The organism is Moellerella wisconsensis (assembly GCF_022592395.1).
Lineage (GTDB): Bacteria > Pseudomonadota > Gammaproteobacteria > Enterobacterales > Enterobacteriaceae > Moellerella > Moellerella wisconsensis.
This window is the reverse complement of record NZ_CP093242.1, coordinates 2191043-2210883: the sequence shown is the minus strand read 5'-3', so window position 1 is coordinate 2210883 and position 19841 is coordinate 2191043. Positions and strand designations below refer to the sequence as shown.

The 19841-nt window shown below is 41.9% G+C and carries 13 protein-coding genes; 7 read left to right on the top strand and 6 right to left on the bottom strand.

Features of this window, described 5'->3' with window-relative positions; translation table 11 throughout:
* Positions 1-7: 7 nt before the first annotated feature.
* The 3 genes from menB to menE are packed head-to-tail and all read left to right on the top strand — an operon-like array spanning position 8 to position 3446.
* Positions 8-865 carry a 1,4-dihydroxy-2-naphthoyl-CoA synthase gene (gene menB, locus MNY66_RS09775; protein WP_047257010.1) on the top strand — a complete coding sequence of 286 codons (858 nt, stop codon included), beginning with the start codon at positions 8-10 and terminating at the stop codon, positions 863-865.
* A complete protein-coding gene (gene menC, locus MNY66_RS09770; RefSeq protein WP_241500754.1) occupies positions 865-1842 on the top strand; it encodes an o-succinylbenzoate synthase in 978 nt (325 codons plus the stop codon). Before menB ends, menC begins: the two co-directional genes overlap by 1 nt.
* A complete protein-coding gene (gene menE, locus MNY66_RS09765; protein ID WP_241500753.1) occupies positions 1830-3446 on the top strand; it encodes an o-succinylbenzoate--CoA ligase in 1617 nt (538 codons plus the stop codon). Before menC ends, menE begins: the two co-directional genes overlap by 13 nt.
* 73 nt (positions 3447-3519) lie before the next feature.
* Here the strand turns inward: menE and MNY66_RS09760 are convergent, their stop codons facing one another.
* Positions 3520-4959 (bottom strand): catalase, encoded by a 1440-nt coding sequence (locus MNY66_RS09760; RefSeq protein ID WP_047257007.1) that lies wholly within the window; start codon positions 4957-4959, stop codon positions 3520-3522.
* Positions 4960-5249: 290 nt separating this feature from the next.
* Here MNY66_RS09760 and MNY66_RS09755 point away from each other — a divergent pair, with 290 nt between their 5' ends.
* Positions 5250-5792 carry a YfaZ family outer membrane protein gene (locus tag MNY66_RS09755; RefSeq protein WP_047257006.1) on the top strand — a complete coding sequence of 181 codons (543 nt, stop codon included), beginning with the start codon at positions 5250-5252 and terminating at the stop codon, positions 5790-5792.
* A 167-nt stretch (positions 5793-5959) separates the two neighbouring features.
* On the opposite strand, the gene tyrP is transcribed toward MNY66_RS09755, so the two are convergent.
* The gene (gene tyrP, locus MNY66_RS09750; RefSeq protein WP_241500752.1) at positions 5960-7108 is read right to left on the bottom strand and encodes a tyrosine transporter TyrP; all 1149 of its coding nucleotides are present in this window, start codon (positions 7106-7108) and stop codon (positions 5960-5962) included.
* 471 nt (positions 7109-7579) lie between these two features.
* Between tyrP and MNY66_RS09745 the strand changes: the two genes are divergently transcribed.
* Complete coding sequence (locus tag MNY66_RS09745) at positions 7580-8920, top strand: anaerobic C4-dicarboxylate transporter (RefSeq protein ID WP_047257004.1); 1341 nt, start codon at positions 7580-7582, stop codon at positions 8918-8920.
* A 264-nt stretch (positions 8921-9184) separates the two neighbouring features.
* Here MNY66_RS09745 and yfaE read toward each other — a convergent pair whose 3' ends face one another.
* The 4 genes from yfaE to ubiG form a co-directional block, all read right to left on the bottom strand.
* Positions 9185-9448, bottom strand: coding sequence for a class I ribonucleotide reductase maintenance protein YfaE (yfaE, locus tag MNY66_RS09740; protein WP_047257003.1), 264 nt, complete (start codon positions 9446-9448; stop codon positions 9185-9187).
* Positions 9449-9450: 2 nt separating this feature from the next.
* Positions 9451-10587 carry a class Ia ribonucleoside-diphosphate reductase subunit beta gene (nrdB, locus tag MNY66_RS09735; protein ID WP_047257002.1) on the bottom strand — a complete coding sequence of 379 codons (1137 nt, stop codon included), beginning with the start codon at positions 10585-10587 and terminating at the stop codon, positions 9451-9453.
* Between the two features lie 12 nt (positions 10588-10599).
* Positions 10600-12891: a class 1a ribonucleoside-diphosphate reductase subunit alpha gene (gene nrdA / locus MNY66_RS09730; RefSeq protein WP_047257001.1), complete on the bottom strand. Its 2292-nt coding sequence runs from the start codon at positions 12889-12891 to the stop codon at positions 10600-10602.
* A gap of 332 nt (positions 12892-13223) precedes the next feature.
* A complete protein-coding gene (ubiG, locus tag MNY66_RS09725; RefSeq protein ID WP_047257000.1) occupies positions 13224-13952 on the bottom strand; it encodes a bifunctional 2-polyprenyl-6-hydroxyphenol methylase/3-demethylubiquinol 3-O-methyltransferase UbiG in 729 nt (242 codons plus the stop codon).
* A gap of 248 nt (positions 13953-14200) precedes the next feature.
* On the opposite strand from ubiG, the gene gyrA reads away from it, so the two are divergent.
* Together gyrA and rcsC are read left to right on the top strand one after the other, a co-directional pair.
* On the top strand, positions 14201-16855 hold the full coding sequence (gene gyrA / locus MNY66_RS09720; protein ID WP_047256999.1) for a DNA topoisomerase (ATP-hydrolyzing) subunit A: 2655 nt from the start codon (positions 14201-14203) through the stop codon (positions 16853-16855).
* A 139-nt stretch (positions 16856-16994) separates the two neighbouring features.
* A complete protein-coding gene (gene rcsC / locus MNY66_RS09715) occupies positions 16995-19817 on the top strand; it encodes a two-component system sensor histidine kinase RcsC (RefSeq protein WP_241500751.1) in 2823 nt (940 codons plus the stop codon).
* The last annotated feature ends 24 nt before the right edge of the window (positions 19818-19841 follow it).

The following is a 19841-nucleotide window of genomic DNA, read 5'->3' as shown; positions in this document are numbered from 1 at the left end:
TTAAAACATGCTTTATCCAAGCGAAGAAAAACTGTATGCCCCGATTCACTGGCTGGATTGTTCTGCTGGATTTGATGATATTTTGTATCATAAATCAGAAGATGGTATTGCAAAAATCACCATCAATCGCCCAGAGGTACGCAATGCATTTCGCCCACAAACGGTGAAAGAAATGATCAATGCACTGTCCGATGCACGTTACGACGATAATATCGGCACCATTATTTTAACCGGCGCGGGTGAGCATGCTTTCTGTGCGGGTGGCGATCAGAAAATTCGTGGTGATTACGGCGGATATCAAGATGATAGCGGCGTTCATCATTTAAATGTTTTGGATTTCCAACGTCAAATCCGCACTTGCCCTAAACCTATCGTGGCGATGGTAGCGGGTTATGCTGTCGGTGGAGGACATGTATTACATATGATGTGCGACCTGACTATTGCGGCTGAAAATGCACAATTCGGTCAAACAGGACCTAAAGTAGGTTCATTTGACGGAGGCTGGGGGGCTGCTTATATGGCGCGCATTGTTGGCCAGAAAAAAGCTCGTGAAATCTGGTTCTTATGCCGTATGTATGATGCTAAGCAAGCACTTGATATGGGCTTAATTAATACCGTGGTTCCGTATGCAGATTTGGAAAAAGAGACTGTCCGTTGGTGCCGTGAAATGTTAGAAAATAGCCCAATGGCTTTACGTTGCTTAAAAGCGGCGTTAAACGCTGATTGTGATGGACAAGCGGGGCTACAAGAACTGGCGGGTAATGCTACTATGCTGTTTTATATGACCGAAGAAGGCCAAGAAGGCCGCAATGCCTTTAATCAAAAACGCCAACCGGACTTCTCTAAATTCAAGCGTAATCCATAATGCGAAGCGCCAAATTATATGCTTTTAGCCTGCCGATGGAGGCGGGCGTTATTCTACGTTATCAGCGGCTTAAAACTCGTGATGGCTTTTTAGTCCAGTTACAGGAAGGTGAAAAGACCGGTTGGGGTGAGATTTCACCATTGCCCGAATTTAGCCAAGAAACCTGTGAACAGGCTGCAGAAGCGGCAAAACAATGGTTAAGCCAGTGGGTAGCGCAGGGGGATAACACTCCGCCGATGAGCGATCTACCTTCGGTAGCCTTTGGTATTAGCTGTGCATTGGCAGAATTACAGGGCCAATTACCAGATACCGCCGATTATCGCAAAGCGCCCTTGTGTACTGGCGATCCTGACGATCTCATCATTCGCTTGAACGATATGGCTGGCGATAAAATTGCCAAAGTTAAAGTAGGATTATATGAAGCGGTACGCGATGGTATGGTGGTGAATGTATTGTTAGAAGCCATCCCTGATTTACGCTTGCGTTTAGACGCTAACCGCAGCTGGACCCGAGCAAAAGCTGATGGATTTGCCAAATATGTCAATCCAGAATATCGCTCCCGGATTGATTTTCTCGAAGAGCCTTGCAAAACGCGTGCAGAATCGTTGTCATTTGCGGCAGATACCGGTATTGCTATTGCTTGGGATGAAAGTGTGCGTGAGGCCGATTTTGAGGTTATGGCGCAAGCGGGAGTTAGCGCGATTGTGATTAAACCCACTTTAACGGGCAGTTTGTCCTATTGCCGTCGCTTAATCGAACAAGCGCATCAATGTGGTTTGCAAGCCGTGATCAGCTCATCGATTGAGACCAGTTTTGGTTTGACTCAACTAGCCCGTATCGCACATTGGTTGACCCCAAATACGCTACCAGGTTTAGATACGGTGGATTTAATACAACATCAGCTAGTGAGAACCTGGCCAGATTGTACGATTCCGGCGTTAACGCTGAATGATTTAGGCGCTCCATGGCAGTGCTGAGTCAATTTACTGATTGGCCGTGGCGTCACTGGGCAGCTCAGCGCGGTGACGCTACGGCACTGTATTTTTCTGCCGATTCGTTGGCGAATAGTTGTACTGATAGTTGCGTTGATAGCTGCGTGGATATTGGCACCGAAAGCACAGAGGCTAAAGCCATTCAGTCTCTGAGTTGGTATCAATTAAATCAGCGGATTGAACAATATAGCTGCAGTTTTGTCGCTCAAGGTGTTCTACCGGGCCATGGCGTAGTATTGCGCGGTAAAAATAGTCTAGATTTGCTGTTGTGCCAGTTAGCACTAATAACCTGTGGTGCGCGTGTATTACCGTTGAATCCTCGTTTACCGATTGATTTGTTGGCGCAATTGTTGCCACGGCTCAATATTGATTTTGTGATTGAGTTTGATTCGCAACCGACTATTTTGACTACAGACAGCGTTTACCCAGCAACGCCTTGTCGAACATTATCTTATCCGGCCTTAACTTATGATGCTGCTGCGCTGTGTACTGGAAAATTAATCACCTCCGATGCCGTGACTAATAAATCAGTCTCAGGCAAAGTACGAACAGATAATCCCCTCTCTCAAGCATTGCCGCCTTGCGATCTGTATCGTCCAGCGACGTTGATTTTAACCTCAGGATCGACCGGATTACCCAAAGCCGCGGTACATCATACGGCGGCGCATTTACTGAGTGCCAAGGGTGTATTAGGATTGCTTACCTATCAGCCACAAGATTGTTGGTTATTATCGCTACCGCTGTTTCATGTTTCTGGTCAAGGGATTGTTTGGCGCTGGTTATTACGCGGTGCAATCTTGGCAATTAAGCCTTCAATGCCATTAGCGCAAGCATTGCAAGGGGTAACTCACGCATCATTAGTGCCGACACAATTATGGCGCTTATTGGCCCAGCCAGAAGCACATCTACAAACTTTGCACGATGTGTTACTTGGCGGAGCGGCTATTCCGACGGAATTAACCGACGCTGCGCAGAAGCAGGGGATCCGTTGCTGGAGTGGTTATGGCATGACTGAAATGGCCTCGACTATTTGTGCCAAAAGAGCCGATGGTAAACCCGGGGTGGGCTTACCACTTATGGGTAAAAAAGTCCGATTGGTTGATGGTGAAATCCAAATTTGTGCGGATAGCCAAGCGTTAGGCTATTGGTTTGATCATCAAATCGTACCGCTAAAATGCTTATCGTCAGAAAAACCGATGCAGGAAGATCTCCAAGGTTGGTTTGCTACTAATGATAAAGGCGCTTTTATCGACGGTGAATATCAAATCTTAGGCCGCTTAGATAATTTATTTTTCAGTGGTGGCGAAGGTATTCAGCCAGAGGACATAGAAGCAGTGATAGCGAGCCATCCGCAAGTCACTCAGTGTTTTGTGGTTCCGCGTGCTGATATTGAATTTGGTCATCGCCCGGTAGCGGTTATCGAAGGGACGACTGATTTGTGTCTAGAGCAACTACAAATATGGCTAAAGCCGAAATTGGCGGTGTTTCAGTATCCTGTGGCTTTTTATTGGCTCGATGAACAATTAAAATCTGGTGGTATTAAGATCTCTCGTCAAGCAATCAAACGCTGGGTTGCCGAGCGGCCTTAACATGAAAAAACACCCGCCAAAGCGGGTGTCTACGACTACAGTTGCCTGACGTTGAAGCAACTAGATAACACGATTATTTTAGCGCGTTTAATGCTTTCTCGACGCCAGCACCGTATTCCGGATGAACTTGGCGGAATAAGTCAATTTGGCGCTGCTGTGTTTCTTCGCTGGCTTCAATTAACTCACCGGCAATACGTGCAAACATGCGCTGATGCTCATCTTCGCTGAGTAATTCATACAGTGCACGAGGCTGGCTGAAATAATCGGTATCTTCACGATGATTCCAGTGATCTGCCGCACCTTCAATAGTTAATGGCGGTTCGCTGTAATTTGGCTGTTCTTGGAACAAACCGGCACTGTTTGGCTCATAAGTCACACCATTTCCGCTGTTGCCATCGACGCGCATGGCACCGTCACGGTGATAATTATGGAATGGGCAACGTGGGGCATTTACTGGAATTTGATGATGGTTTACGCCTAAACGGTAGCGATGCGCATCACCATAAGAGAACAAGCGGCCTTGCAACATTTTATCTGGCGAGAAACCAATGCCTGGCACGGTATTGGCTGGGCTAAATGCGGCTTGTTCTACATCAGCAAAATAATTGTCTGGGTTACGGTTCAATTCAAAGAAACCAACATCGATCAATGGATAATCTTTATGTGGCCAAACTTTAGTTAAATCAAATGGGTTATAAGGGACTTTAGAGGCGTCAGCTTCTGGCATGATCTGAATTTGCAAATTCCAACGTGGATAATCGCCATCTTTAATTGCATTAAACAAGTCACGTTGTGAGCTTTCACGGTCTTTAGCAACAATCGCTTCGGCTTCTTCGTCTTGTAGATTTTTGATCCCTTGCTGGCAACGGAAGTGGAATTTAACCCAATGGCGTTGATTTTTATCGTTGATGAAGCTGTAAGTATGGCTACCAAAACCGTGCATGAAACGATAACCGGCTGGAATACCACGGTCACTGACGTCAATGGTTAATTGGTGTAGAGCTTCGGGTAAATGTGAGAAAAAATCCCATTTATAGGCCATATTGCGTAAATTGGTATGAGGATCACGTTTAACGATATGGTTTAAATCAGGGAATTTCAGTGGATCACGCAGATAAAATACCGGAGTATTGTTACCAACTAAATCCCAATTTCCTTCTTCAGTATAGAATTTTAAGGCGAATCCACGAATATCACGCTCTGCATCAGCCGCACCACGTTCGCCTGCGACGGTAGAAAAGCGGGCAAACATTTCAGTCTTTTTGCCGACTTCAGAGAAGATTTTTGCCCGTGTATATTTGGTAATATCATGAGTTACAGTGAAAGTACCGAAAGCACCAGAACCTTTAGCGTGCATACGACGTTCAGGGATAACTTCGCGGTCAAAGTGAGCCAGTTTTTCTAAAAACCAGATATCTTGTAATAACATAGGGCCACGCGGACCAGCGGTCATTACGTTGTTATTATCAACAACAGGAGCGCCCGCCGCAGTTGTAAGACCTTTTTTCTTCATCATATAACTCCAGTTAAATTACACACATTAAGCCTTCATTTTTTTAGTTCAAAAAAACAGGTGAATTACTGTCGTAGAAAGCGAATAAAAAACATTCAATTGTTATTATTATCTGATTATAGGTAGTATAACACTAATACTTATGACCAATTGCTGTGATTAATATTGGCATTAATATATTTACAAAACTATATATATGTAGAGATAAAAGTATAAATATATGCGGTTTGTTTCACTATTATTAAGTATCATTGAAGAATAATAAGCTAAGTAAATTAAAGGATAAAATTATGCGCAAAAGTTTAATTGCAATGGCGGCAGCTGCGATGGTGTGTACCGGGAGCGCACAGGCAATCTCTTTAGGGGCTCAGGTGGGCGAACACTATACCGAGATGAATGCCGGAATTGGTACTCAAGGTTCAGGTCTGGCATTCAATGGTGCGTGGACGCGTAGTGATCACAACGGACAAATGGGCAGTTTAGGCGCGACATTTGGGTTACCGTTTGGACCAGTCTCAGCTTATGTTGGGGGTAAAGCGTTATATTTATCACCTAAAGATAATAAAGATGGTATGGCGTTAGCCGCAGGTGCCGGGCTAAATTGGACCGTTATGCCGTCATTAAATATTTATGGTGAAGCTTACGGTGCACCTGCGGGATTAACCTCAGGTAGCGATTCTTACACCGAGACCAAAGTGGGTGCGCGTTACACTATATTTTCACCACTGTCGGTGGATGCAGGCTACCGTATGATTGATGTTAAAGGGGCTGATCATCGTCCGAGTAATAAAATTGCCGATGGATTTTATCTTGGCGCAGGGTTGAGTTTCTAATCGTTTAAACGTTAGGTTTGAAATATTGAGCCCATAATTAGTTGAGTTTATAGTTAATATAGCTAATAGACAAAAAGCCATGTCAGAATAATTCTGTCATGGCTTTTTTACTTTTTTATGTAATGTTTTATTATATTATGACTGCGACTAGCATAGATTTTGTTCTGTTATCCAACACTTGGTAGCAAACCACCGACGATGGCAAATTGAATTAATATCACGCTGATACCGCACAGTAGCACCATGATCAGTACAGGTTTTCCGCCCATAACACGGTAATCCCCGGCTTTTTCTAACTTTCTGACCCTCATCACTAATAATGATGGAATAATTAAGGCTAACAGCGAGAGTGCTACTGCCGCATAGGTCAAAGCTTGAACAAAACTACTGAAGAACAGGGCACATAATACCGGCGGCACAAAGGTCAATAAGCCGGTTTGCAAGCGGCCAGATAACTCATTACTGCGTTTAAATAAGTCGGCAACATAATCGAATAACCCCAATGCGACGCCTAAGAATGAGGTGGCGAGTGCTAAATCCATAAATAAGCTCACCGCCACATTGACTCGTGGGGTAGAGACTACGTCACGGATTGCAGTTAATAAGCCATCTAATCCAGCTTGTTGCGCTAAAATTCCCATGAAAGTATCAGACGGGATAGCGCCTAATGTGGCTATTTGCCAAAAGATATAAGCGACTAACGGGATGGCGCTGCCGCAAATAAAAATCATGCGTAATTTACGCACGTCACCTTTCATGTAGCTGACCAAGCTCGGTACGCTGCCATGGAAGCCAAACGAAGTGAAAATTACTGGGATAGCAGAGAGAACCAGACCTTTTTCTAGCGGCATATTGATTAAGTTTACGCTTTCAACATGCGGCATCATCACACCGAGCATGATAATCAAGAAAATAGTTTTTGCCGAGAACAGCAAGCGATTTATAAAGTCGACGGAATGAGTACCAATACCAACAACGATACCGCCAATTAGAGTAAATAGAATAATCGAGGTTTCGACCGAGATAGATAATCCCCACCAAGAAGATAAGCTACTAGATATTAAGACTCCAGCACCACCAATATAGGCGGTTGTTAAGGCGTACATCAATAGCAACATACTGAATCCCGTCACTAATTGGCCCGGACGACCCAGATACTTCTTGGCGATAGTGCCTAATCCCATATCCGCAGGATTGTGTTGATAGACCTCGACTAATAGTAAAGAGGTATAACTCATCAATAGCCATAACGTGACAAGCATGACTGTCATAACAGGAAAACCAACACCGGCGGCCGCCAGAGGCATTGCCAGCATCCCTGCACCAATCGTTGTTCCAGCGACGATTAAAACGCTACCTAGCGTACGATTCTTCACAACTTCCTCGGATTAAAAATGAATACTTAATGTGTTAGGCAGATTATTCGATCTGTTTAAACGTGTCAAATATCAATTACAACAACTGTAATTATTATTTTACACACGCATAATGAAGATCATCATTTAGTGTTAAATTTAACCGATAATTAAGGTTTATTTGTTAGAATTACTGTTGAAATAAAACTAAACAGACAACGTAAGGTTGAATAAAATTAGGTGGGATGTTGCTAATTATTTGAAAAGAAACATAACAGAATAGTATGGCAAATAGATAATAAAAAATATGTGATAGGAAAGATAAAAGCCAATATTAATTTAATTTAAATTAGTTTAATAATTAATCCAGGTCAACAATTGTAATTTTAGCCTCCGCATAATGTAAACAAACATTATAAAAAGGATGGCAATATGGATTTTTTAATACAACTGGTGATCATACTGGTCTGTCTGTTTTACGGGGCCAAAAAAGGCGGTATGGCGTTAGGATTACTTGGTGGTGTCGGGTTGGTTATTCTGGTCTTTGTGTTTGGTATCCCGCCCGGAAAACCCCCTGTCGATGTAATGCTGGTTATTATTGCTGTTGTGGCAGCTTCTGCCACTTTGCAAGCGTCAGGAGGGCTTGATGTTATGCTGCAAATCGCCGAGCGGTTGCTGCGTAAAAATCCGAAATATATCTCTATTGTTGCTCCCTTTGTGACTTGTATTCTGACTATTTTATGCGGTACAGGGCACGTCGTGTATACCATATTGCCTATTATCTACGATGCAGCGATTAAAAATAATATTCGCCCTGAACGTCCAATGGCAGCCAGTAGCATCGGGGCTCAAATGGGCATTATTGCTAGCCCAGTTTCTGTCGCAGTGGTTTCATTAGTGGCGATGCTGGGTGGAGTTACTATTAATGGTAAGTCATTAGAATTTTTAGATTTATTAGCAATTACTATTCCATCAACATTGTTAGGTATATTAGCGATTGGTATTTTTAGCTGGTTTCGCGGCAAGGATTTAGATAAAGACCCAGTGTTTCAAGAATTTATTTCTGACCCAGAAAACCGTGAATATGTTTATGGCGGTACAGTAACATTACTCGATAAAAAACTGCCGACAATTAACTGGGTAGCTATGTGGATTTTTTTGGCCTCAATAGCGGTGGTTGCTACATTAGGTGCATTTTCTGAATTGCGTCCACTGATCAATGACAAGCCTTTATCGATGGTACTGGTTATTCAAATGTTTATGTTATTAGCCGGTGCGCTGATTATCATTATTTGTAAAACCAATCCAGCACAAATTTCAAAAAACGAAGTGTTCCGTTCAGGAATGATAGCTATTGTTGCGGTATATGGCATTGCGTGGATGGCCGAAACTATGTTTGGCGCGCATATGAATGAAATTAAAGGTGCATTAGGCGCGCTAGTTAAAGAGTATCCTTGGGCATATGCGATAGTTTTGTTATTAGTATCTAAATTTGTTAACTCACAAGCGGCGGCACTGGCTGCCATTGTACCGATTGCTTTGGCTATCGGAGTCGAGCCAGCGTATATCATCGCTTCTGCGCCTGCTTGTTATGGTTACTATATTTTACCGACGTATCCAAGCGATTTAGCGGCAATCCAGTTTGACCGTTCAGGGACGACTAAAATCGGTAAATATGTTATTAATCATAGCTTTATTTTTCCCGGCTTAATCGGGGTAAGTGTTTCTTGTGTGTTTGGTTGGGTTTTTGCTGCAATGTATGGATTTTTGTAATCAAGATGACATCAGGGATTAGATATCGCTTTTTTGTGCCGGTGGATACCCCTGCAAAGGTGAGCAACAGCCAAGTAATGATTAAATAGACGTGGATTGAAGTATCGAGAGAAAGTAAGGAATCGATATTAGTTGATAGACGATTTAATAGGTTAATAAATAAAAGGCGCAACTTAATCAATAAGTAGCGCCTTTGTATTTTAAGTCGGCCTTAGCGGTATGATCAATCAACTACTGAATATAAATGGCTATAATGAATCGCTGTCATTCAATTTCAATATCCGATAACGGGTGACAGCAGCAGGGCAAAATTTCGCCTTTATTAATAAAGGCCAATGGTTGGCAGCGATACGCCACTTTGCCAGTTAATAAAGTGACTCGGCACGAGCCACAATAACCTTCTCGACATTGGTATTCAGCAGCAATCTGACCATCTTCCAAAGCTTCAAGCAGTGAGTCGTGAAGCTCCGAATGGAAGGGAACATCAACACCCTGCGGTTGGCGCAGGGTGATTTTATGGCTCGACATGATTAGAGCTCGAAATCGCTCAAATCGTCGGTATTAACTTCAGAATCAATTTGACCGACTAAATAAGAGCTGACTTCAACTTCTTGTGGTGCAACTTGAACGTTATCTGAGACTAACCACGAATTAATCCATGGGATTGGGTTTGAACGTCCTTCAAAAGGCAATTTCAAGCCAACGGCCTGCATACGAATATTAGTAATATATTCAACATACTGGCACAGAATATCTTTATTCAAACCAATCATAGAACCATCGCGGAACAGATAACTAGCCCACTCTTTTTCTTGCTCAGCAGCATCGACAAATAGGCGATAGCATTCATCTTCACATTCGGCGGCAATTTCTGCCATTTCAGGATCGTCTTGACCTGAACGTAACAGATTTAGCATATGCTGAGTGCCGGTTAAATGCAGTGCTTCATCGCGCGCAATCAATTTAATGATTTTGGCGTTACCTTCCATTAATTCACGTTCAGCGAAGGCAAATGAGCAGGCAAAACTAACGTAGAAACGGATAGCTTCTAAGGCATTGACGCTCATTAAGCACAAATATAACTGTTTTTTCAGTGCACGTAGCGAAACAACGACTTCTTGACCATTGACGATATGCTCACCTTCACCATACATATGGTATTGATTAGTCATATTAATCAAGGTGTCATAGTAGGCCGAGATATCACGAGCACGTTTTAAAATTTCTTCATTTTCGACGATATCATCAAAAATAAGCGCCGGATCATTTACAATATTACGAATAATATGGGTATATGAACGTGAATGAATTGTCTCTGAAAATGACCATGTCTCAACCCAAGTTTCCAGCTCTGGAATCGAAATTAGAGGTAGAAAAGCCACGTTAGGGCTACGACCCTGAATTGAATCCAATAAAGTCTGATATTTTAAGTTGCTGATAAAAATATGTTTCTCATGATCAGGCAACGCATTGTAGTCAATACGATCGCGAGACACATCCACTTCTTCTGGACGCCAAAAGAAGGACAATTGTTTTTCGATCAGTTTTTCGAAAATTGGATATTTTTGCTGATCGAAACGTGCAACGTTAACCGGTTGGCCGAAAAACATCGGCTCCTGTAACTGGTCATTTTTCTTCTGTGAGAAGATGGTATACGTATGAGACATAGCTTCCTCAAATTAAATTTTACACGCGCCGCCTTCACAGTCGGTATCTTCAGCTTCAATGACTTCTTCCAGATCGCCCTGAATATCTTCTGCGCCATCACGAGTGTTGTGATAATAAAGCGTTTTGACGCCAAATTTATACGTCAGTAGCAGATCTTTGAGCAGTTGGTTCATTGGAACTCTGCCATTAGGGAAACGAGTTGGGTCATAATTAGTATTGGCCGAAATCGACTGATCAACAAATTTCTGCATAATGCCGACTAATTGCAAGTAGCCGGTATTTGATGGCATTTGCCATAATAGCTCATAAGCATCTTTCAGGCGTTCATATTCTGGAACCACTTGGCGCAAAATACCATCTTTAGACGCTTTAACGCTGATATAACCGCGCGGCGGTTCAATTCCGTTAGTGGCATTAGAAATCTGCGATGAGGTTTCAGAAGGCATCAATGCCGATAACGTTGAATTACGTAGGCCATATTGTTGAATATCGCGGCGTAAAGATCCCCAATCGTAGTGCAGAGGCTCGTTGGTTAGCTTGTCGATTTCTTTTTTATAGGTATCGATAGGCAGCACACCCGCTGCATAAGTGGTTTCATTGAACCAAGGGCATGCGCCTTGCTCTTTTGCCAGCTCATTAGAGGCTTTTAATAAATAATATTGAATAGCTTCAAACGTTTGGTGAGTAAGGTTATTAGCACTGCCATCAGAATAGCGTACGCCATTTTTAGCTAAATAATAGGCAAAGTTAATTACGCCGATACCTAGCGTACGACGACCCATAGCGCCTTTTTGTGCAGCAATAATGGGATAATCTTGGTAATCCAGCAGAGCATCTAATGCGCGTACTGCTAGCGTGGCTAACTCTTCGAGCTCATCAAGGCTGTTAATCGCACCTAAGTTGAAGGCCGACAGTGTACACAGAGCAATTTCTCCGTTCTCATCTTTGATGTCACTTAACGGTTTGGTCGGTAACGCAATTTCTAAGCACAGATTGGATTGGCGTACTGGTGCAATCGCCGGATCAAATGGGCTGTGGGTATTACAGTGATCCACATTCTGAATATAGATTCGGCCAGTAGATGCACGTTCTTGCATCATTAATGAAAACAATTCCACCGCTTTAATTTTTGATTTGCGAATAGCTGGATCTTGCTCATAAGCCACATACAGACGTTCGAATTCGTCTTGATTAGCAAAGAAAGCATCATATAAGCCAGGAACATCTGATGGGCTAAATAGCGTGATGTCTTGGTTTTTAATCAGGCGCTGATACATTAAGCGATTGATTTGAACCCCATAATCCATATGGCGAACACGGTTACCTTCGACCCCACGGTTATTTTTAAGCACTAACAAGCTTTCAACTTCTAAATGCCATAATGGGTAGAATAAAGTTGCTGCACCGCCACGTACGCCGCCCTGAGAACAAGATTTAACCGCAGTTTGGAAGTGCTTATAAAAAGGAATACAACCAGTATGGAACGCTTCACCACCACGGATTGGGCTACCTAATGCGCGGATTCGACCCGCATTGATACCAATCCCTGCGCGTTGAGAGACATATTTAACAATTGCGCTTGATGTTGCATTAATTGAATCTAAGCTATCACCACACTCAATCAGAACACAGGAGCTGAATTGACGTGTTGGCGTACGAACCCCCGCCATGATAGGCGTCGGTAATGAAATTTTAAAGGTTGAAGCGGCATCATAAAAACGCTTGATATAATCTAAACGCGTTTCTTTGGGATAGCGAGAAAACAGACAGGCTGCGACTAAAATATACAGGAACTGCGCGCTTTCATAAATATCACCGGTCACTCGGTTTTGAACTAAATACTTCCCTTCTAATTGCTTAACCGCGGCATAGGAAAAGTTCATATCACGCCAGTGATCAATATAATCATCCATTTGCTGGAATTCTTCGACGGTGTAGTCTTCGAGCAAATGCTTATCATATTTGCCCATTTCAACTAAGCGCTTCACATGATCATACAGTTTTGGTGGTTCAAACTGACCGTAGGCTTTTTTGCGTAAATTAAAAATCGCAAGGCGAGCAGCGACATACTGATAATCCGGCGATTCACCGCTAATTAAATCGGCGGCTGCTTTGATCATCGTCTCGTGGATATCAGAAGTTTTGATCCCATCATAAAACTGAATCTGTGAACGTAACTCCACCAGTGAAACTGATACGTTATTGAGCCCATCAGCGGCCCAGGTGATTACTTTGTGGATTTTATCGAGATCGATACGTTCTTTGTGTCCATCACGTTTGGTGACTAACAGACTCTGGTTCATGAGCAGATATACCTTGAGTTGTGCTACATATGACTGTGGCGACAAGCATAAAAAAAACTCACGGGGTAACCCCATGAGAGTAGTATTTGGTGGTGTCTTATCACACTATATGTAGTGGTTTTGATATTGTTCGATAACAAGATAATGTTAATGACGGATTTTATCAAGTGTACAATTTTGGCTGATCTTGTGGATAAGTTTCTGGATAAATTAGGTGATCATGTCGGTAACCTGCACCCCAAAAGGAAAGCGCGAAATTAGATTAGCCGACATTAGTAAAAAAAAAAATTGTAAATGAGTGTTCGTTTGCTGATTTATTGGTCGGTGCTGTGTTATTTATCAGCACACTGAGTATGTAACATATAATTCACATCCACATTCGGTCCTAGCCAGAATTTATCGGTGATAGGATTGTAATGTAACCCTATGATATTTTTCTCTTTTAATGGGGTTTGATCAACCCAGCCTATTAATTCGGAAGGGCGAATAAATTTTTTCGCATCATGCGTGCCTTTGGGGACAATCTTCATAATATATTCTGCTGCGACGACGGCCATTAACCAAGCCTTTTTATTGCGATTAATGGTTGAGAACATAACGTGCCCACCAGGTTTAACCAATTTTGCGCAGGCACGCACAACAGATGCAGGGTCTGGAACATGCTCCAGCATTTCCATGCAGGTAACAATATCGTAGGCATGTGGATATTTTTCTGCGTGTTCTTCGACAGTTTCTTGTACATACTCGACCGGGATCCCACTTTCTAATGAATGCAGCTTAGCTACTTGCAGTGGTTCAGCGCCCATATCGAGTCCTGTAACAATAGCCCCTTCACGTGCCATGCTTTCAGATAAAATTCCGCCACCACAGCCGACATCGAGCACTTTTTTACCGAATAGCCCATCAACGCGCTGCATAATATAATTTAAGCGTAAGGGATTAATACGATGCAGTGGGGCAAATTCACCTTCGAGATCCCACCAGCGGGAAGCAACGGCTTCAAATTTTTCGATTTCGTGCAAATCAACATTTTGTTGATTATTTAGCGGGGCATTAGTCATGAGGGGATAACTCCTTAAGTGCATAATTGGCGATCCAGCGGTGGAAGAAAAGCATAAAATTACCTATTACTGCCGAGATACGGTCGACCAATAGTTAAAAATAGTAGCTGAACCGATCCATAACTCAATTTTTTTGGCTATTATACATAGCTTGAAAGACAAATACTCGCTTCTCTTTTTTATTAAATTGACGAATTGTGGTATAGTTCTAAACCTTTGAATCCGAAGTTATGAGGGACAGTGGTTCCATGAGCGACATTGCCAGAGAAATCACACCAGTCAACATCGAAGAAGAACTAAAAAGTTCGTATTTGGATTATGCTATGTCCGTGATCGTCGGGCGTGCACTTCCAGATGTTCGTGATGGACTGAAGCCGGTACACCGCAGAGTACTTTTTGCGATGAATGTACTGGGAAATGATTGGAATAAAGCCTATAAAAAATCCGCCCGTGTAGTCGGGGACGTTATTGGTAAATACCATCCGCATGGTGATAGTGCTGTCTATGAGACAATTGTTCGTCTTGCACAGCCATTCTCAATGCGCTATATGCTTGTTGATGGTCAGGGAAACTTTGGGTCAGTCGATGGTGACTCAGCCGCAGCGATGCGTTATACGGAAGTCCGTATGGCTAAAATCGCCCATGAATTGCTGGCGGACCTCGATAAAGAAACGGTCGATTTCGTTCCAAACTATGATGGAACGGAAAATATTCCCGCAGTTATGCCGACCCGTGTACCCAATTTATTGGTTAATGGCTCATCAGGTATCGCGGTTGGTATGGCTACCAATATTCCACCGCACAACTTGGGCGAAGTGGTCAGCGGTTGTTTAGCCTATATTGATGACGAAGATATCAGTATTGAAGGTCTGATGGAGCACATCCCAGGGCCTGATTTCCCTACTGCTGCGATTATTAATGGTCGCAGAGGGATTATCGATGCTTATCGTACTGGCCGAGGTAAAATTTATCTCCGTGCTCGTGCTGATATCGAAGTCGACGAAAAAAATGGTCGCGAGACCATCGTAGTTAATGAAATCCCGTATCAGGTTAATAAAGCACGCTTAATTGAAAAAATGGCGGAGCTAGTTAAAGACAAACGTATCGAAGGCATCAGTGCTTTACGTGATGAGTCTGATAAAGACGGCATGCGTATTGTGATTGAAGTTAAACGCGATGCAGTGGGTGAAGTGGTTCTTAACAACCTCTATTCATTAACTCAGTTACAAGTTTCTTTCGGGATAAACATGGTTGCTCTGCATCAGGGCCAACCGAAAATCCTTAATCTGAAAGAGATTATTTCAGCATTTGTGCGTCACCGTCGTGAAGTAGTGACTCGTCGTACAATTTATGAATTACGCAAAGCCCGCGATCGTGCTCACATTTTGGAAGCATTAGCGGTTGCCTTAGCCAATATTGATCCGATTATCGAATTGATCCGCCGGGCATCGAGCCCTGCAGAAGCCAAAGCGGGCTTAATCGCATCGCCTTGGGAATTAGGTAACGTCGCAGCAATGTTAGAACGTGCGGGTGATAATGCGGCACGTCCTGAATGGTTGGAAGAGCAATTTGGTGTTCGTGACGGTAAATATTATCTTACTGAGCAACAAGCCCAAGCGATTCTTGATTTACGCTTACAAAAATTAACTGGGCTTGAGCATGAAAAACTGCTCGAAGAATACCGTGATTTACTCAAAATTATTGAAGAATTACTGTTTATTCTGAATAGCCCAGATCGTCTGATGGAAGTGATTCGTGAAGAATTAGAAACTATCCGCGATCTGTACAATGATGCGCGTCGTACTGAAATCACTGAGAATACCGCCGATATTAATATCGAAGACTTGATCAACCAGGAAGATGTTGTTGTTACCCTGTCACATCAAGGTTACGTTAAATATCAGCCATTATCAGACTACGAAGCGCAACGCCGTGGCGGTAAAGGTAAATCAGCAGCACGAATAAAAGAACAAGATTTTATCGAACGTTTGCTGGTGGCTAATACCCACGACACAATTTTATGCTTCTCAAGCCGTGGTCGCTTGTATTGGATGAAGGTATATCAATTACCGGAAGCCAGCAGGGGAGCGCGAGGTCGACCAATCGTTAACTTGCTGCCGCTGGAACAGAATGAGCGTATTACGGCTATTCTGCCTGTCAGAGACTATGAAGATGGCTATTTTGTCTTCATGGCTACAGCCAGTGGTACCGTGAAGAAAACTGCATTAAAAGAGTTTAGCCGCCCAAGAAGTGCCGGTATTATTGCGGTGAATCTGAATGACGGTGATGAATTGATTGGCGTTGATTTAACCAACGGTTCTAACGAAGTTATGCTGTTCTCTGCACAAGGTAAAGTGGTTAGATTTGCTGAAGATGCCGTACGCTCAATGGGTCGTACAGCTACAGGTGTTCGTGGTATTCGATTGATGGATAACGATAAAGTTGTTTCATTAATTATTCCGCGCGCCGAAGGTGATATCCTAACAGTTACTGAGAATGGTTATGGTAAGCGGACTAACGAACGTGAATACCCAACGAAATCTCGTGCGACTCAAGGTGTTATCTCGATTAAAGTTAGTGAACGTAATGGTCAAGTTGTTGGCGCTATTCAGGTTGAAGAAACTGACCAGATTATGATGATCACTGATGCTGGTACTTTGGTACGTACTCGCGTATCAGAAGTTAGCATTGTTGGCCGTAATACGCAGGGGGTCACCTTGATCCGTACTGCTGAAGATGAGAAGGTTGTTGGTCTTCAACGTGTTGCTGAGCCAGAAGACGATGATGAATTACTGGATGCTGATGGTGATGTAGCCACAGAATTAGAAGGTGAAGTTATCACTGACTCTGATGGAGCACAAGCAACCCCAGACACAGATGATGGCGTAGAAGATAACGTTTAATTCTGAAAGCTGAATAAAAAACAGACGGTTTACCGTCTGTTTTTATTTTAACAAACGCTAATTACTACTGTTTATTCTCTGGCTGATATTATAATCTATGATAGCTAATTTAATGTATTGAATAGGTTTAGGTATACGCTTGAGATATTTATCTTCTTTTCGAACATCGCTTAAAATATCCCGTTATTTATTCCGAATTCTCGGCTTTATGCTGTGGGCGATGGGAGCTATTCTTACATTATCCTACCTAATAAATCAGTTTAACCAAGCTAAATCAGATATTCGTCAGCAGTTTAATTCTAGCTATGATCATATGCAGGCTTATATAAGAGAAACTAACGGTACATTGCGCTCAATTCAATTTATGACAGAAAGTTATATTGAAAAAAGAAAAGCACAACCTGATTTTTTTTCTAACAAAGTCGAACATTCTTCTTTTGTTTACCATCCATTACAAGTGAATGGCGATTGCCGTATATTCAAAGAAAAAACCCAAGATTACTTATCCTCTTTCCAGCAATTAATTTATTTTTGGAAAGATAGCATTGCGGCCTCGCAAGGTATTAACCATGTATTTATTGCCGGCGTTAATAGTCATTGTATGGTGGATTTTCCAATTCGAATGTTCGCTTCAAATATTGAATTACTGAAGCGGGTAGTTTATGAATATATGCGCGCCTATATGAGCATGAAAACACAGGGGCAAGAGCGCAGCTTATATTGGATTGTTCCGAATCCACAACCTGATGCTGGTCAGTTATATCTAATGTCCCCGATTTATAAAGAGGGAATATTAGTTGGTTTAATGGGCATAGAAAGAAATATAAGCCTTAGCCAATTTAATCAACGCTATGATAGCCCGCTTGAACTAGCGATTGTTAATCAAAATAATCAGCCGGTAATCTATAACTCTATCAGTAAAATTCCAATTTCTGCGAGTATGCTTGAATCAATTGATACCCCATATTTTGGTTTTAATAATGATTATTCAAAATTAATTTTTAAAAAACGTTTATCTCCTTCGGCGCTTAGTGTAGTTCTTTCTATACCAACGGATAGATTATTAGCTGAATTTAATCTTTCCTTACTCAACGCTTTTATTTTAAATTTCATCTCGGCTATTAGCATTGTTATTATGATTTGGTTGTTGGAAAGAAAAATGCTTGCGCCAGCAGAAAATAATGCGATTCGCTTAGAAGAACATGAACAATTTAACCACAAAATAGTGGCCTCTGCCCCAGTCGGAATTATTATTCTACGAGTGAGTGATGGTGGAAATATATTAAGTAACGAATTAGCCCATGATTATTTCCAGTTGCTCAATGATAAAGATAAACAACGAATATTAAAAATAATTCGTGAGAAGTCCTCTAATTACATCGATGTAGTGACCACAAATCAAACACATTTGCAGATTAGTTTCGTGAATTCACGTTATCAAAATGAAGAGGTAGCCATTTGTGTCTTTGTTGATATTAGCATTCGAGTACAAATGGAAAAATCTCTGCAAGATGTAGCCGAAGCAGCGGAGCAAGCAAACCATGCTAAATCAATGTTTTTGGCGACCGTTAGTCATGAATTAAGAACGCCGCTTTACGGAATTATTGGTAATATTGAATTATTGCAATCATATGATTTACCGGGTAAAGCTAATCGTTTGGTAAAAACGATGGATAATTCATCTGCATTATTATTACAGATTATCAGCGATATTTTAGATTTTTCTAAAATTGAATCTAAACAATTAAAAATTGAACACAAAGCGTTCAGTTGCCGAGAGATTTTTTCTTTTGTCTTATCTAACTATGTACCTTTAATCGCTAAAAAAAGGCTATCAGTGTATTCATTTATTGAGCCTAATGTCCCCGATTTAATTAATAATGACGCAGTGCGGCTTCAGCAAGTAATTTCTAATATACTGAATAACAGCATTAAATTTACTGAATCAGGATTTATTATTCTTTACGTCTGGCGTGATGAACACTATTTACGAATCGAGATTAAAGACTCTGGTATTGGCATGACTTCTGCCATACAAATGCAACTATTCGATCCTTTCTTTCAAGTCAATAATGACAATAATATGGCCAGTAAAGGCACTGGACTAGGCTTGGCCATTTGTGAAAAATTAGCCAGTTTAATGGATGGTGATATTGAAATTAATTCTGAATATGGATTAGGCAGTACTTTTGTGATACGTATTCCACTATATAACGGTAAATATTTGCCAATCCAAGTACCAGAATACCGTTCAGTCTTCCCGATCGCTGTGTTATGCCGCAATGATTTTCTGGGGCAATATTTATCTCGTCTGCTTGAACACCATGGCTTTAATGTAACTCTGATTGATGAGCGCCATAGCCGAGGAAATTACGCCCTACTATTGACTGACAACCCGGTATATAGCTCATTGGACATACCGCGAACTATCCGATTAGCCGCCACTTATATTGGCGAGGTACGTTTGGTTAAACCGGGTGAGTGGAAACACAATACTTATCAACTAGATCGGTTACCGATGTTTATTGATACATTGATGTGTGAAGAGAGCGAGGTAACTGTAATTCCTGAGGCTCATATTCAATATGATAGTGCATTGAATAAATTCACCGTATTAATTGTCGATGATCACCCTATAAATCGTCTTCTATTGACAGATCAGATAACTAGCATGGGATATCGAACGGCAATGGCAATTGATGGGGTAGAGGCATTGGATTATATTGCTAAAAATCCAGTTGATATTGTTCTTAGCGATGTCAATATGCCTAATATGGATGGCTATATGCTGGCAACTAGCCTAAGAAATCAATCATTTACTCAACCTATTATTGGTTTGACTGCGAATGCGATGGCCGAAGAGAAACAGCGTTGTATAGCTGCTGGTATGGATGATTGTTTATCTAAACCAACGAAGTTAGCGCAACTGAAGAAAACGTTATTGAGCTTTAGTGGGCGTTAAAAAAATGCACTCTATGATTATTAT

Coding starts and splice junctions, on each gene's coding strand:
- menB (WP_047257010.1), top strand. CDS start 8: ATGCTTTATCCAAGCGAAGAAAAACTGTATGCCCCGATTCACTGGCTG.
- yfaE (WP_047257003.1), bottom strand. CDS start 9,448: ATGTCGAGCCATAAAATCACCCTGCGCCAACCGCAGGGTGTTGATGTT.
- MNY66_RS09760 (WP_047257007.1), bottom strand. CDS start 4,959: ATGAAGAAAAAAGGTCTTACAACTGCGGCGGGCGCTCCTGTTGTTGAT.
- ubiG (WP_047257000.1), bottom strand. CDS start 13,952: ATGACTAATGCCCCGCTAAATAATCAACAAAATGTTGATTTGCACGAA.
- menE (WP_241500753.1), top strand. CDS start 1,830: ATGGCAGTGCTGAGTCAATTTACTGATTGGCCGTGGCGTCACTGGGCA.
- MNY66_RS09745 (WP_047257004.1), top strand. CDS start 7,580: ATGGATTTTTTAATACAACTGGTGATCATACTGGTCTGTCTGTTTTAC.
- MNY66_RS09755 (WP_047257006.1), top strand. CDS start 5,250: ATGCGCAAAAGTTTAATTGCAATGGCGGCAGCTGCGATGGTGTGTACC.
- gyrA (WP_047256999.1), top strand. CDS start 14,201: ATGAGCGACATTGCCAGAGAAATCACACCAGTCAACATCGAAGAAGAA.
- tyrP (WP_241500752.1), bottom strand. CDS start 7,108: ATGCTGGCAATGCCTCTGGCGGCCGCCGGTGTTGGTTTTCCTGTTATG.
- menC (WP_241500754.1), top strand. CDS start 865: ATGCGAAGCGCCAAATTATATGCTTTTAGCCTGCCGATGGAGGCGGGC.
- nrdA (WP_047257001.1), bottom strand. CDS start 12,891: ATGAACCAGAGTCTGTTAGTCACCAAACGTGATGGACACAAAGAACGT.
- nrdB (WP_047257002.1), bottom strand. CDS start 10,587: ATGTCTCATACGTATACCATCTTCTCACAGAAGAAAAATGACCAGTTA.